Raw genomic sequence first — 15985 nt, 5'->3', positions numbered from 1 at the left:
CCATAACCCCCGCCTCTTATAAAAGCACTTACATTTCCTCTTTTCATAAAAAAATGATTTTTTTACTCAAAATACCATCTATGTATAAACAGAAAGCCGCCTAAATAGAACTGAGTATCAGGCGGCTTTCATAGTTGTAAGAAAATGTTGTGTTATAAGATATAGCCATTGTTTTGATGTGATCAAAGTGTATTTCACTCTAGAATAGTGTAATAATAATCATTGCAACGAAAAAGATCGTTAAGTAGTTTAATGAATAAACGAACATGAGTGTTGACCACTTCATGATATCTTTCATTTTAAAGCCCATAAGACCAATGACGAGCCATCCAATGTTCAGTAATGTGCCAAGTGCGACAATCGGCCATCCTAATCCACCTAAGAAAAATGGAAGCGGGAGAAGACATGCTGTCCAAATGATGATTTGGCGTTTTGTGACTTCAAAGCCGTAAACAACTGGAAGCATTGGAATACCTGCTTTGCGGTAATCTTCCGTTTTCTTAATCGCAAGTGATAAGAAATGTGGAATTTGCCAGATGAACATAATCATAAACAGGACCCAAGCCGTTGTGTCGATGGTGCCTGTAACAGCTGTCCAGCCAATTAATGGCGGAACCGCACCAGATACACTCCCAATGACTGTATTAATGGTGTAATGGCGTTTAGACCACATCGTGTATAGAACTGCATAAGTAAAGACACCGATAAATCCAATCACTGCTGATATAACAGTTGTCATCAGAAGCATAATTAGTCCAAGTACAACAAGCAGAATACCAAATGCATACGCTTGACCTGGCTGAACTTTACCTGTCACCGTCGGTCTTGTTTTTGTTCTTTCCATTAGTATATCAATATCACGGTCAAACGCATTATTAATGGCGCATGAACCGGCAATAATAAGAGAAGAACCAATCATTGTTAATAGCACAATATCAAGATTCCCAAGGAAACTCATATCTGTAAAATAAAAAGCAAGCCACATTCCAGTAAATGTTGTAATGAAATTGGAATTGACGATGCCCATTTTAATAAGAGCAAGAAAATCTTTTAAAGCGGTTGTTTCTTCTATTTGTCCATGAATAGCTGCTTCCGCGGCTGTTTTGGAATTTGCCAATGTGTATAACCTCCCTTGCCCAAACCTTCAAACAAACGAATAAAACGTAAAATCGTTACAACTCTATCATACAAGATAAAGAGCTGTAAAAAAACATCCTATTAAATAATAAACGACAAACTTGAAGTTATTTGTGAACTTTTCGTGAATTTATTAGGATGTGCGTTTCAGAAGGCGGTGCAAAATGAAATATTCTCTCCTCTATTTCTATCAGACTGTCAAAGAAAGATCAAGCACTCTAAATCTGTAAACTTTGTGAACTAACATATCATTTTTTTGTGAACTTTGGTCATTATGAATTGCAACAGAACACGCATTTGGCTTAAACTTGAGAGCATGTGAGGTTTTCATTTAGATCAGAAGTTATTTAGAGAAGGTGAAATCATTTGATGAAATTTGCTTTAAGGTTATTGAGCGTTGTCACAACATTTGTGATGCTGATCGTTCTGATTGGCGGTGCGCTTGTGACGAAAACTGGCTCCGGTCTTGGCTGCGGCAGACAGTGGCCCCTTTGCCACGGTCGTTTCTTTCCAGAAATGAACCCTGCTTCCATTATCGAATGGAGCCACCGCATGTCAACAGGAGTTTCCACCATTCTTGTATTGGCACTGGCGGTCTTATGCTGGAAAAAAATCAGTCCAGTATTCCGTGAAACCAAATTTTTGGTCATCATGTCCATTATATTCTTACTGCTTCAAGCGCTGTTAGGGGCACTCGCCGTTGTGTTTGGTTCTAACGCACTTGTCATGGCACTGCACTTCGGTATTTCACTGATTTCTTTTGCTTCCATTTTACTGCTGGCACTGCTTGTGTTTGAAGCAACCAGATCTGAAACAAAGCTTGTGAAGCCGCTTCATATCGGCAAAAGAATGCAGTTCCATATTTATGGGTTGATCACATATACGTATATTGTGGTGTATACGGGCGCCTATGTGAGACATACAAAATCAAGCCTTGCATGCTCTGTCTTCCCATTTTGTTCAAAAGACGGCGCACTTCCAGCGTATTTTAATCAATGGGTTCAAATGTCTCACCGAGCAGCAGCCCTTCTATTATTCGTTTGGATATTTGTTGCGATGTTCCATGCCCTTAAACATTATAAAGAACAAAAGCAGCTGTATTACGGATGGATCATTTCAGCCATTCTGATTACACTTCAAGCGATCTCTGGTGTCATGTCTGTCTATTCTCAGCTCGCACTAGGTTATGCGCTTGCTCATTCATTCTTTATTTCTTGTCTGTTTGGGGTACTATGCTACTTCTGCTTACTCATTGCCCGGTTTAAATATGAAAATAGAGAGCCTTTCAGATAAACATACAATCCCCCCTTTCATCCGAAAAGGGGGATTTCTTTTATGTTTGTTTCGCTTCTTCAAATAGCGAAATGACTTTTTTTCGTCTTTCTTGATGATCGACTGTAGGCAGAGGATATGTATCCCCCAGCACACATCCCGATTTCATTTGCTCAACTATCGGCATTTTACTCGGTTCATGAATCCATTTTTCATTCACATGCTGTAGTTCTGGTACATACCTTCTAATATATTCTCCGCTTGGGTCAAATCGTTTCGACTGGGTCGTTGGGTTAAAAATACGGAAGTAAGGAACAGCATCCGTTCCAACAGAGGCCGCCCACTGAAATCCTCCAATATTTGAAGCCTCATCATAGTCGACAAGTTTTCTCGCAAAATACGCTTCGCCCTTTCTCCAATCGATGAAATAATCTTTTGTCAAGAATGAAGCCGTCACCATTCTCAAACGGTTATGCATCCAGCCTTCTTCATTTAACTGTCTCATCCCCGCATCAACGAGCGGGAAGCCTGTTTGTCCTTTACACCAAGCTTCAAAAAGTGTCTCATCATCATTCCATTTTATATGTTGAAAGGAGGCGTTGATTTCTTTTTCTTTCATCTCTGGATAATGCGCAAAAATCATATGATAAAAATCGCGCCACGCCAGCTCTTTGATAAATGTTTCCTTGGCCTCATCTTCAAAAAGTTCTTCCTCATTGACAGCATGAAAGATCGTGCGAATAGAAATGGTCCCGGTTTTTAAGAATCGAGACAGCTTACTCGTCCCAAAAACAGACGGAATATCCCGTTTCTCATGATAATGCGTCAATCTTTCTTGAAGAAAGCTGCGTAGCGCACTCCTCGCTTTGTCTGATCCAATCTGATCGAATTTCCTTGTGCATTTCTTGATGATGTCCCTTAGTTTCTCATTTCCCTTTTCAGAAAGTGACTCATCACAAACCGTATGCTCGCTGTTCAGAAATGATTTGTCAACTTTTATCACAGACTGCTTCTCCTGCTTCCGCCACGCTTGATAGTATGGAGTAAACACTTGATAATGAGACCCATCCGCTTTTAAAATATCTCTCGCCCCATGCAGATGTGTATCTTGCCACTTTGACACATGAATGCCCTTTTCTTCTAAGAAACGAGTCACTTGCTCATCACGTGTTCGACCATTTCCTACTTCATCCTCATTAAAAAAGACCGCATTGATGTCATAAGCATTCATGAGCTTTTGAAAAGCGGACAAAATATCATCATGAATGAGATGAACATACATGTGAGATTCTCTCGCTTCCTTGACGAAATTGGCCAAGTTTTGAAAGAAATGTTCGTTGTTCAAATCCAGTTCCATTTCTGTAAAAAATGGATCTAGATGATAAAAAGCAAATAATCGGTACTGATGTTTTTTTGCATATGTGATCGCTTTTGATAAGGCGATATGATCATCCAATCGCATATCTCGGCGAAACCAAATCACGACAATTTCCACTCTTTCTTCACCTCATTCTATAGTGTAATCACTCTAACAGGCGGCTGCACATTTTAATGCGCTCAAAAAAAGACACATCACAGTGGATGTGTCTTGGATTGTTGACAAAGGGCTAAAATGCTCTTTATTTCAGCCCTTTGTCTTCTTTTCAGCGTGATAGAAAGCCCTTGAAGTCTAGGAAGAACGAGTACTGGAGCGGAGCGAATTTGACATTCGTGAGCACCAGCACGCAGGACTGACAAAGAATGCAAGGGTTTGTCTACACGCTGAGACACATCGCAGTGGATGTGTCTCACTCATTATTCAGGCTTTAAGACAATCAACAGGTCTCCAGTTTGAATTCCTTCTCCATTCGTGACATGAATTTCATCCACGACTGCTGAGAACGGTGCTTGTACCGTCGTTTCCATTTTCATCGCTTCATTGATCATCAAATGCTCACCTTGAGAAATTTTCTGTCCTTTTTCAACAAGTACTTTGATCACAGTGCCTGGCATTGATGCCGCAATGTGATTTGGGTTTGAACGATCTGCCTTCATTTTTTCTTGAACGGAGGATTTGATGCTTTCATCCTTAATGACCACTTCACGCGGCTGTCCATTCAGTTCAAAGTAAAGCACTCTTGTAGCGTCTGGATTCGGTTCTCCAATTGACACGAGTTTGACAATGAGGGTTTTCCCTTTTTCAATTTCTACCTCAATTTCTTCACCAAGTCTCATGCCGTAGAAGAAGGTTGGTGTGTCAAGAACAGAGATGTCTCCATAGCTTTCTGCTGTTTGAACAAACTCAGAAAAAACTTTCGGGTATAAAGCATATGCAATGGCATCTTGTTCTGTTAACGTCAAGTCATGTGATTCTTTGAACTGCTTTTTGATTTCTTCAAAGTCCACTGGTTTCAGTTTCTCACCTGGTCTGACAGTAAGCGGCTCCTCCCCTTTTAAAATCAGCTTTTGCAATTTTTCTGGGAATCCGCCATGAGGCTGTCCTAAATAGCCTTTAAACAATTCAACAACCGAATCTGGGAAATCCAATGTTGCTCCTTTTTCATAAACATCCTCTTCTGTCAGATCGTTTTGCACCATATAAAGTGCCATATCTCCGACCACTTTAGAAGACGGTGTTACCTTCACGATATCACCAAACATGTCATTTACACGTCTGTACATTTCTTTGACTTCATTCCAACGGTCGCCAAGGCCGACCCCTTTCGCCTGCTGCTGCAAGTTACTATACTGGCCACCAGGCATTTCATGCTCATAAATTTCTGTATGCGGTGAATTCATTCCGCTTTCAAACTCATGATAATATTTTCGGACGGAATCCCAATATTGAGAAAGACGTTCAACCGCTTGAACATTCATTTCTGGCTTTCTTTCATGTCCGTCTAAAGCATAATATAATGAGCTCGCACTTGGTTGTGATGTGAGCCCCGCCATAGAGCTGACAGCAACATCAACAATATCAACACCTGCATCAATTGCTCTTGCATAGGTGAAGAGTCCATTTCCGCTCGTATCGTGTGTATGAAGATGGATTGGAATCGTGAGCTCGTCTTTTAGAGCAGATACAAGTTCATAAGCCGCCTGCGGTTTTAATAATCCCGCCATATCTTTAATGCCTAAAATATGAGCGCCTGCGGATTCAAGCTCCTTCGCAAGAGAGACATAATATTTCAAATCATATTTCGGACGTGATGGATCAAGAATATCACCTGTATAACAAATTGCTGCCTCTGCTACTTTGCCTGATTCACGAACAGAATCAATGGCAAGCGTCATGCCTTTGACCCAGTTTAGGCTGTCGAAAATACGGAAGACGTCAATGCCTGCCTCTGCCGATTCCTTTACAAATGCTTTAATCACATTATCCGCATAGTTTGTATATCCGACAGCGTTTGATGATCTTAATAGCATTTGGAACAAGGTGTTTGGCACTTCTTGACGAAGCTCTTTCAACCTTTCCCAAGGATCTTCTTTCAAGAAACGATATGCCACATCAAATGTAGCACCGCCCCACATTTCCATACTGAATAATTCTGGCCATAAACCTGCTGTTGGCTGAGCAACTTTCTTTAAGTCGTGTGTTCTAAAGCGTGTTGCAAGCAGGGATTGATGTGCGTCTCTAAAGGTTGTATCCGTTAAGAGTACACTGCTTTGTTCTTTCACCCAATTGGCGAGCCCCTCAGGTCCATGCTTGTCTAACAATTGTTTTGTTCCAGAAGGAATCGTTTCATGGACAGCAAGTTTCGGCACATTTGGTTGATCAAAATGAGGCTTCTTATTTTCCGAAATACCAGGGAACCCATTAATGGTAACGTTACCAATATAAGTAAGCATTTTCGTTCCGCGGTCTTTTTGCTTAGGGAAGTTAAATAGCTCAGGTGTTGAATCAATAAACGATGTATCATATTCCCCTCTTAGAAACTTCTCGTGCTTTGCAACGTTTTCAAGAAACGGAATATTTGTTTTAATGCCGCGAATCCTGAATTCTTGTAAATTTCGGACCATTTTAGCCGCAGCTTGATCGAAAGTAAGTGCCCAAGTAGACAGCTTGACCAACAGTGAATCGTAATAAGGTGTAATCACCGCACCTTGGAAGCTGTTCCCTGTATCAAGACGTACACCAAAACCACCGCCTGAACGGTAAGCCATAATTTTTCCTGTATCTGGCATAAAATCATTCAAAGGATCTTCTGTTGTGACCCTTGATTGAATGGCAAATCCGTGTGTAAAGATATCTTCTTGCTTTGGTATCCCGACTTCTTTGCTGTGGAGGTCATGTCCTTTTGCGACAAGAATTTGGGTTTGGACGATATCGACCCCTGTGATCATTTCTGTGATCGTGTGTTCCACTTGGACCCTAGGATTGACTTCAATAAAATAAAACTCCCCATTTGCCACTAGGAATTCTACAGTCCCTGCATTGATATACGATACATTCTGGGCCAGCTGAACAGCCGCTTCACAGATGTCTTCACGTAATTGATTTGAAAGAGACACACTTGGTGCAACCTCAATGACTTTTTGATGACGCCTTTGAACAGAGCAGTCACGCTCATATAAATGAATGATATTGCCGTGATTGTCTCCAATCACCTGCACTTCAATATGCTTCGGATTTTCAATCAGCTTTTCAACATATACTTCGTCATTTCCAAAAGCTGCTTTCGCCTCTGACTTTGCACGGTCATAGGCTTCGTTCAGCTCCTCTTTTGATCTGACAATCCGCATACCTCGGCCGCCGCCTCCAAGTGAAGCTTTAATAATAAACGGGTAGCCGTATTCTTCACCGAATTTTTCGACTTCTTTGACCGAATCAACAGGCCCGTCACTTCCTGGAATGACTGGAATTCCTGCTTTTTTCGCTTCATCTCTCGCTTTTACTTTATCTCCAAACATATCTAAATGTTGCGAAGTTGGGCCGATAAATTGAATGCCTTCCTCTTCGCATCGTCTTGCAAAATGAATGTTTTCAGATAAAAATCCGTATCCTGGATGAATCGCATCCACGTCATTTCGTTTTGCAATTTCGATGATCCCCTCGATATCAAGGTAGGCATCAATCGGCTTTTTCCCTTCTCCAACTAGATATGCTTCATCGGCTTTATAGCGATGATAAGAGCCCGAGTCTTCTTTCGAGTAAATGGCCACTGTACGTAAGTTGAGCTCCGTACAGGCCCTAAAGACTCTGATAGCGATTTCCCCTCTGTTTGCAACTAGAACCTTTTGAATTGTTCTCTGTGACATTCTCACTCCTCCATATCCCTTAAAATTTTATATGTATTCTATAATAAAGGAAGAAATGAAAACTGTACACTTTTGTTTTCTAAAGATTCAAAGTTTTCTGCAATCCATTTTTTTGAATTGATGGTTTGCTGATTGATTTTTTCTTTTTATAACGCTCTTTATATTCAGTGAACATGCTGATATTCAGCAGCATTCCCATACATATGCTAAGTAAAATGATGGACGATCCCCCGTAGCTGATAAACGGAAGTGTGACCCCAGTAATCGGAATCAGACCTGAAACACCGCCCAAATTAATACACGTTTGGATGGCAATCATTGAAGAAATTCCTATTGCAAGCAAACTTCCAAAAGGATCTTCACACTTTCTCGCAATGTAAAAACCTTTCACGACAATAAAGCCAAGGAGAGCAAGGACAAAAAACACACCGAAAAAACCAAGCTCTTCCGATATGATGGCCATGATAAAATCTGTATGCGGTTCTGGAAGGTACCCATACTTTTGTACACTCTCTCCAAGACCAAGCCCAAAAAAGCCGCCTGATCCAATCGCATAATATGAATTAATCAATTGATGCCCAGAAGCGCCTGCGTCTTTAAATGGATCTTGAAAACTCTCAAAACGCCCAAGACGATTCTGTGTGAAAATCTTATCCCAAAAAAGAATAATAAACGGTGTCACAACAACCATCACCGCACTAAATAAAGCAAGCAGCTTGGCCAGCGTTTTACCGCTAAACCCTGAGCATAAAATCATCGCAAGGGCAATCATGCCGATGATAAAAGCTGTCCCATAGTCTGGCTGCAAAATAATAAATCCGCATAGGATGGAGACAACCACAATTGGAGGTGTCACCCCTCTTAAAATATGGTCAATATAATGCTGCTTCTTTGCATAGACAGCAGCAAGATAAATGATGACAACGATCTTCACGAATTCCGCTGGCTGAAGACTAAAAGGCCCAAATTTGATCCAGCTTCTAGCATTCCCTGCAATGTGACCGCCAAAGTACACATAAATGAGAGAAAACACAGATAGCAAAAGCATCACAATTTGGAATCTTTTATTTAAGAGCAGCTGATACGGAATGAGGGCTGTAAACATCAAGATGACCGCCCCGACAATCATAAATAAAAGCTGTTTCTTGAAAAAATTATCTGGCGCAGCATCATATCTGATCACAGATGTAATCATACTTGAGCTATACACCATCACCAAGCCGAATGCGCTAATTAATATAATGGCGAACAATAATGAGTAGTCATACGATTTTAGCATTCTCTTTAACATATAATCCTCTTCCTAACGTCTATTTCTACTGCTTGATATTCTCTTCTCTTAGCTGTTCTTATTCTACTACATTTTCTCCGTTTGATCCCGTTTTACCTCTTTATATTGTTCGTCTTTCATGAGACAATCAAGTCCGTTTGGCATCAAGCAAAATAAAAAGGCGGACAAAAAAACTCAAACTTTTGTTGTGGAAGTTTGAGTTTTCAATCATTATTTTTTTGTGAACGCATCATGAAGTGCGGATAGTTCTCTCTCAAGTTTATCGAGTAGTTTTTTGCCTTCATGTTGATCAACTAATCCAAGCCGGACAGCGAAATCAATTTCTCTCGATAATCCGAACATTTGAGTATCTAAAACCTCTTCATAAAGAGGACATTGCGGCATCGTTAAGTTGTCCATTTGCACTTGGATCAATTTTAAAATTTTATCTGCATCCAATTTTAATAAAGACAGTGCTTTTTGCCGATGATCGACTAAAATTTCTGACGCCAAAAGTATCCCTCCGTTCCCCAGGCGAGTACCTAATTCTTCTATTTATCATAAAGCGAAACGCCCAAAATTGCAAGCAGATTTGTACAGTTCGCTCTGTAAAAATAAAAAGAAGCCATTCGTCATTAAAAGATACTCATCTCATATTTTTCACTCATGAGCTCAAGCAGCTTAATACCCGCAATACTATTCCCTTTTTCATCCAAAGCAGGTCCGAATATACCTATCCCAAAGTCGTATGGCGCCGCCCCCATAATTCCGCCTGAAACACCACTTTTAGCAGGAATTCCGATATTGATCGCAAATTCCCCGCTTGCATTGTACATACCGCAAGTGACCATGAAGGTTTTACAAATTCTAGCGACATCTTTTGAAAGGATTTGCTTTCCTGTCTCTGGATGCCTGCCATCTAATGAAAAAACACACGCGATCTTCGCCAAATCCAGGCTGTTCATCATGACGGCGCACTGCTTCGTGTAGACGTCCATCACCTCTTCTACATTCCCTTTAATGATATGATATTGCTTCATATAATAGCACATTGCGCGGTTAATCATTGATGTTTCAAATTCCGATGCAGCGGTTTCTTTGCAATATGTAATGGTGGTGTCATTGGCAAGCTCTCTAATAAAACCGAGCAGCCGGTTCAGCTGATCTTGCGGCGTTGCCCCTCTTATTAAGCTTGTAACGGCAAGCGCTCCTGCATTAATCATTGGGTTAAGCGGCTTATTGGGGCTTGCTGTCTCTAGTTTAATCATCGAATTAAACGGGTCGCCAGTCGGTTCTTGTCCAACATATTGAAACACTTTTTTCGGTCCTTCTTCTGAGAGCACGAGCGCCAGTGCTAATACTTTTGAAATACTTTGCAGGGTGAATCGTTTATCAACATCTCCTGCTGAGTGGCACGTATTACTCACATGATAAACAGCGACAGATAAATCCGATTGATTCGCTTTACCGAGTGCCGGAATATAGGATGCTACCTTTCCATTTTTGGCCACCTTTTTTGCCTCTTCTACAAATCGCTGAAGCTCTTCATTGTCACGACATGCCATGCCCAAAATCCTCCCTGTTTTTCGTCTAATCGTAGTTTGTACAAGGAGGTGCATGTTTATGAAAGTGACAAAGCGGGCGAAAACTTCTATAATTTATGTTGGAAAGGGGTTGTCTTGAACATGAGCATTATTCAAATCAAGGGGAACGTACAATACAAGATCACCATTGATCCGAGTGTATGGATTTTTGATGACCGTAAATTTTTAATGGATTCATTTTTTGAGAAAAGTGCAGCAAACGAAGAGCAGCAGCTAGATCAGGAGCTTGATCAAGAGCGGGTCATAAGAGAAGGTCAAACACTTCCACCCACATTAAAAACAGAGAAAAAGTACGAAAAAGAAAGACTTGTCACAGGCAGCTTCGGGATGAAACTTGGCGACATGATAAAAAATGCAGAACCGCTCGAACAAGCGGAGACGTGTGAATTTGTCACAGAAACAGAAACAATTGCTGTTCCGCTCTCTAAGGCGATGGATAGCATTGCCCATTTCAGCCAAAATGGAAAACCTATAACAGAAGAAGGACCAATCCACGTTTATTTCGAGGATCAGTCCAACATCACTCAGCCGATTAAAGGCGTCAAAGAGTTAATCATTACATAAGATGGCGGGTCTGGACTATAATAAATCAGCTGCAAGCTGTGCAAGTCCAGACCTTTCTCCTTTGACAAGCTTGACATGTCCAGATATTTGCTGCCCTTTGAAACGCTCAATGACATATGTGAGCCCATTATTTAAGCTGTCTAAATAAGGGTGATCAATCTGCTCTGGGTCTCCCATCAGCACAATTTTACTTCCCTCACCAACCCGCGTTAATAATGTTTTTACTTCGTGTTTTGTTAAGTTTTGCGCCTCATCGATAATGATAAATTGATCAGGGATACTTCTCCCGCGAATATACGTTAAAGCTTCCACTTGAATTGAACCGATGCCCGCTAGTATCGCATCGAGTTCACCAGGTTTTTTTGTGTTAAATAAAAATTCTAGGTTGTCATAGATCGGCTGCATCCACGGTCTGAGTTTCTCTTCTTTTTCGCCTGGCAAATACCCTAAGTCCTTACCGACAGGAACAATGGAGCGTGCCACAATGAGCTTTTTAAACATGCCGAGGTCCTCTGTCTGCATTAATCCAGCAGCAAGTGCAAGCAGTGTCTTTCCTGTTCCCGCTTTTCCGATAAGTGTCACAAGCGGAATATCGCGGCGTAAAAGTAACTCAAGCGCCATCGTTTGCTGGACATTTTTTGGGCGAATTCCCCAAATATGTTCTTGGTCATAAATAAGCCGTTTCACATGCTCTGCTTTTTGATCAAGCATCCCCAAAGCAGAACCTCCCTCATTTCCCTTCATAATAACAAATTGATGAGGGTTTAATGGCGCATGCGTGACGTCTTTTATCGGTAACTGATTTTGCTTATAAAATGTATTCAGCTGCTCAGTCGGAATATAGAGCTCGTGATAGCCGTTATCAATGTCTTCATTTTGTAGCACTCGATCGCTTAAGAAATCCTCAGCTTGCAGACCAATGGCATCCGCCTTTACTCGCACTAGGACATCTTTGCTGACCAGAATGACAGGCCGGCCATCCGGTTTTGTATCTTCCTCTAAACTCAAATTCTTCGCAACAGCTAAAATCCGGTTATCGTTTGTTTTTTCGATGAAAATTTCTTGAAGCTCATGAAAAGAGCGATGATTTAGCTCAATACGCAGCGTTCCTTTTGACTCCAGCGTAATTTTTTCATGCAGTTTCCCTTTCGATCTTAACCCGTCAATCAAACGTGAGACACGTCGTGCATTTTGCCCAACCTCGTCCATATATCTTTTTTTCGAGTCTACTTCTTCTAACACTACGGCCGGAATCACGACCTCATTGTCTTCAAATGAAAAGATTGAATTCGGATCCTGTAATAACACATTTGTGTCTAATACATAAATTTTACTCAGGTCCTTCGCCTCCTGATCGGGGTTTCATTCATCCTTGTCTTTCCAAAAACGATTGTTAAAATATATGTTTTCATGAATAAAGTTAGAAGGTTAATTCAACAATAAAATAAATCATGCAGTTTGTGAAGGAGGGAATACACATGCGACTATTTTTGACGTTGTTCATGGTTCAAACCATTCTTTTATTAGGCGCTTGCCAGCATCAGGAGAAGCCTTTGGCAGAAGAGCATCAAGACGGAAACAAGCACTTAGTAAGAGTATCAGACTCATCCAAGAAAAACACTGAAAATGCCCGCCCATCAACAGATGTGGCAAAGCACCTAGTGAATGTGACTGAGCATGTAGCAGATGTAAATGACGCAACAGCGATCGTCATCGGCAAGTATGCTGTCGTCGGCATTGATGTAAAAGATGATTTAGATAGAAGCAAAGTTGAAACGATTAAATATTCAGTCGCCAAAGCACTGAAAAATGACCCAGAAGGTGCGAATGCTGTTGTCGTCGCTGACCCAGATACAGTAAGCCGTTTAAAGGAAATGGGCAAAGAAATTCAAGCTGGCAGGCCAGTAAGCGGTATTATGGATGAACTAGCAGCCATTGTGGGACGTGTGATGCCAGAAATGCCTCGAAATGAAATCGACCGTAACGAAACAGATCCGACGAATGATCCGAACCATCAGCTCAAACAACAAGATCAAAAGCAATTAGAAAAAAATCAAAATGATCAATCAAACCATCATATGAATCAGAAGAAATAATGAGAACGGCTTATATTTCTTGTGATATAAGCCTCAGATTATTGACAAAGGGCTAAAATGACCTTTATTTTAGCCCTTTGTCTTCTTTTCAGTGTGATAGAAAACCTTTGAAGTCTAGGAAGGACGAGTACTGACGCGGAGCGAATTTGACATTCGTGAGCACCAGCACGCAGGACTGACTAAGAATGCGAGGGTTTGTCTACACGCTGCGGCTTATATCTCTTGTGATATAAACCTTTTTTATGCTGATTTTAAGTGGCTTAAAAAACATGCTATAATGAAGGCATGACCAAAGTGAGGTGAAAATGATGAGAGTGAAGTGCTCATTATGTGAAAAGCTTGAAACCATTAATGATGATACACTTGTTGCTAAACGGTTAAGAAATCGACCGATTCATACATATATGTGCGATGACTGCCAAGAAAGAATTAAAGTAAAAACAGAGGCACGCATCAAAACTGGCAGATTCTCTCTTTATCAAGATCCTGCGACGAAAGAGAAAAAGAAGAAAAAAGGAAAAAAAGAACAGAAGACATAAAAAAGACCTGACACAAGTTCAGGTCTTTTTTACGTACTCACTGTTCCTTCTTTTTTCGCACGGTGCAGCCGTATTTTATAAATAATCAAAATGACAGCTGCCACAACCAGGCCTTCTGCTACTGGCAAGAAGATTCCTAGAAATGTGAGAAACGTGCAGCCAAAAATCAAAAACAAATAAATGACAAGTGCTTTTAAAATCGGTAAACGTCTAGCAAAGCCGAGCTTAAAAACAATAATCGCTAAAACAAGGATGGTGCCATATAGGAGCCACATCCCTGTTTGCGGATTTTCATCGACACGAAACAGCATCGCGAAAAAGGATAGATTCTCACTTACTTCCTGATCATTCAAAAGATTCCCTCCCCTTACCTTTCAGGGTTCTATCTTTTTAATTCTTCATGGAATTAAGATAATCCTGCTAGCTTTTTCTTCTTCGCAGCTTTCTCACGTTCATTTTTATCTAAAATTTTCTTTCTTAAACGAATAGATTCAGGTGTAACCTCACAGTATTCGTCTTCATTTAAGTACTCAAGAGATTCCTCAAGAGACATAATACGTGGTTTTTTCATACTAACTGTTTGATCTTTTGTCGCTGAACGTACGTTTGTTTGTTGTTTCATACGGCTCACGTTGACAACAAGATCGTTTTCACGGTTATGCTCACCAACAATCATTCCTTGGTACACTTCAGTACCCGGCTCAACGAAAATCACACCGCGCTCTTCAACACCTTGAATTCCGTAAGCAGTTGCTTTACCTGTTTCCATTGAAACAAGTACACCTTGACGGCGTCCGCCAACTTGACCAGACTGCATCGGCTGGTAGCTGTCAAATGTATGGTTCAAAATACCAAAACCACGAGTTAATGAAAGAAATTCAGTTGTATATCCGATTAAACCACGTGATGGAACTGTAAAGATCAGGCGAACTTGACCGTTACCATTATTGATCATGTCAATCATTTCACCTTTTCTTGCACCCATTGATTCCATAACAGAGCCAGTATGCTCTTCAGGTACATCAATTTGAACACGCTCTACAGGCTCACATCGAACACCATCTACGTCTTTTACAATAACTTCTGGCTTCGATACTTGCAGTTCAAATCCTTCACGTCTCATATTCTCAATCAGAACTGATAAGTGAAGCTCACCGCGTCCAGACACGACCCAGGCATCAGGTGAATCTGTTGGATCTACACGAAGACTTACGTCTGTTTGAAGCTGCTGCTCTAAACGCTCTTCAATTTTACGTGATGTCACGTACTTTCCTTCACGGCCTGCAAATGGGCTGTTATTCACAACAAATGTCATTTGAAGTGTCGGCTCATCAATACGAAGGATCGGCAAAGCCTCTTGGTGTTCTACCGGGCAGACTGTTTCTCCTACGTTGATGTCTTCCATACCAGATACTGCGACAAGATCTCCAGCTTTCGCTTCATTGATTTCCACTCGTTTTAACCCTTGGAAACCAAAAATCTTCGTCACGCGGAATTGTTTTACACTGCCATCCACTTTCATTAGAGCAACTTGCTGTCCTACTTGCATTGTTCCTCTAAATACACGGCCGATTCCAATTCTTCCAACATAATCATTGTAATCAAGTAGTGCCACTTGGAATTGAAGCGGCTCTTCATGGTTGTCAATTGGGCATGGGATATGGTTAACAATCGCTTCAAACAACGATTCCATGTTTTCATCTTGCTTACTAGCATCTTTACTTGCTGTACCATTGATTGCTGATGCATATACAACTGGGAATTCAAGCTGTTCTTCTGTTGCATCCAATTCAATGAACAAGTCAATGACTTCATCGACTACTTCAGCTGGACGAGCAAAGTCACGGTCAATTTTATTGACAACAACAATTGGTGTTAGGTTTTGCTCAAGTGCTTTTTTTAGCACGAATCGTGTTTGAGGCATACAACCTTCATATGCATCCACAACGAGAAGTACACCATCTACCATTTTCATGATACGCTCAACTTCACCACCGAAATCGGCGTGTCCTGGTGTATCTAAAATATTAATGCGTGTATCTTTATAATGGATCGCAGTATTTTTAGCTAAGATCGTAATACCGCGCTCTCGCTCTAAATCATTGGAATCCATGGCTCTCTCAGCGATATTTTCATTCGCACGGAAAGTACCAGCTTGATGGAGCAATTGGTCAACAAGCGTCGTTTTACCATGGTCAACGTGGGCAATAATTGCGATGTTGCGAAGGTCTTTTCGAAGTTTCACATTTTCATCTCCTAAAA

Annotated in this window: 13 protein-coding genes; 4 read left to right on the top strand and 9 right to left on the bottom strand. The window is 40.9% G+C overall.

All coding sequences use genetic code 11. The features are described from left to right. Window positions 1-199: 199 nt before the first annotated feature. Window positions 200-1117: a heme o synthase gene (gene cyoE, locus NST57_RS07825; RefSeq protein WP_142154960.1), complete on the bottom strand. Its 918-nt coding sequence runs from the start codon at window positions 1115-1117 to the stop codon at window positions 200-202. 389 nt (window positions 1118-1506) lie between these two features. On the opposite strand from cyoE, the gene NST57_RS07820 reads away from it, so the two are divergent. Then, entirely contained in the window at window positions 1507-2430 is a 924-nt protein-coding gene (locus NST57_RS07820; protein WP_008345045.1) for a COX15/CtaA family protein, read from the top strand. 40 nt (window positions 2431-2470) lie between these two features. Here NST57_RS07820 and NST57_RS07815 read toward each other — a convergent pair whose 3' ends face one another. The 5 genes from NST57_RS07815 to glsA form a co-directional block, all read right to left on the bottom strand. After that, a complete protein-coding gene (locus NST57_RS07815) occupies window positions 2471-3904 on the bottom strand; it encodes a cryptochrome/photolyase family protein (protein ID WP_341298359.1) in 1434 nt (477 codons plus the stop codon). 299 nt (window positions 3905-4203) lie between these two features. Further along, complete coding sequence (pyc, locus tag NST57_RS07810; protein WP_058213801.1) at window positions 4204-7650, bottom strand: pyruvate carboxylase; 3447 nt, start codon at window positions 7648-7650, stop codon at window positions 4204-4206. Window positions 7651-7729: 79 nt separating this feature from the next. Continuing rightward, on the bottom strand, window positions 7730-8941 hold the full coding sequence (gene ftsW / locus NST57_RS07805) for a putative lipid II flippase FtsW (protein WP_341298358.1): 1212 nt from the start codon (window positions 8939-8941) through the stop codon (window positions 7730-7732). A 210-nt stretch (window positions 8942-9151) separates the two neighbouring features. After that, window positions 9152-9433: a YlaN family protein gene (locus NST57_RS07800; RefSeq protein WP_034318078.1), complete on the bottom strand. Its 282-nt coding sequence runs from the start codon at window positions 9431-9433 to the stop codon at window positions 9152-9154. A 122-nt stretch (window positions 9434-9555) separates the two neighbouring features. After that, a complete protein-coding gene (gene glsA, locus NST57_RS07795; RefSeq protein WP_341298357.1) occupies window positions 9556-10485 on the bottom strand; it encodes a glutaminase A in 930 nt (309 codons plus the stop codon). A 120-nt stretch (window positions 10486-10605) separates the two neighbouring features. On the opposite strand from glsA, the gene NST57_RS07790 reads away from it, so the two are divergent. Beyond that, on the top strand, window positions 10606-11088 hold the full coding sequence (locus tag NST57_RS07790; RefSeq protein ID WP_008345056.1) for a hypothetical protein: 483 nt from the start codon (window positions 10606-10608) through the stop codon (window positions 11086-11088). Between the two features lie 15 nt (window positions 11089-11103). Here NST57_RS07790 and NST57_RS07785 read toward each other — a convergent pair whose 3' ends face one another. Next, the gene (locus tag NST57_RS07785; RefSeq protein WP_341299201.1) at window positions 11104-12426 is read right to left on the bottom strand and encodes a PhoH family protein; all 1323 of its coding nucleotides are present in this window, start codon (window positions 12424-12426) and stop codon (window positions 11104-11106) included. A gap of 140 nt (window positions 12427-12566) precedes the next feature. Here NST57_RS07785 and NST57_RS07780 point away from each other — a divergent pair, with 140 nt between their 5' ends. Continuing rightward, complete coding sequence (locus NST57_RS07780) at window positions 12567-13184, top strand: YhcN/YlaJ family sporulation lipoprotein (RefSeq protein ID WP_142154954.1); 618 nt, start codon at window positions 12567-12569, stop codon at window positions 13182-13184. A 308-nt stretch (window positions 13185-13492) separates the two neighbouring features. Beyond that, window positions 13493-13723, top strand: coding sequence for a YlaI family protein (locus NST57_RS07775; RefSeq protein ID WP_008345063.1), 231 nt, complete (start codon window positions 13493-13495; stop codon window positions 13721-13723). 29 nt (window positions 13724-13752) lie between these two features. Here the strand turns inward: NST57_RS07775 and NST57_RS07770 are convergent, their stop codons facing one another. After that, window positions 13753-14034, bottom strand: a complete 282-nt coding sequence (locus NST57_RS07770) for a YlaH-like family protein (RefSeq protein ID WP_045034298.1) — start codon at window positions 14032-14034, stop codon at window positions 13753-13755. A 95-nt stretch (window positions 14035-14129) separates the two neighbouring features. After that, window positions 14130-15968, bottom strand: coding sequence for a translational GTPase TypA (gene typA, locus NST57_RS07765; protein WP_341298356.1), 1839 nt, complete (start codon window positions 15966-15968; stop codon window positions 14130-14132). Window positions 15969-15985 lie beyond the last annotated feature (17 nt).

This window comes from Bacillus sp. FSL M8-0077 (assembly GCF_038050255.1).
Classification (GTDB): domain Bacteria; phylum Bacillota; class Bacilli; order Bacillales; family Bacillaceae; genus Bacillus; species Bacillus altitudinis.
This window is presented reverse-complemented; position numbering and strand designations above follow the sequence as displayed.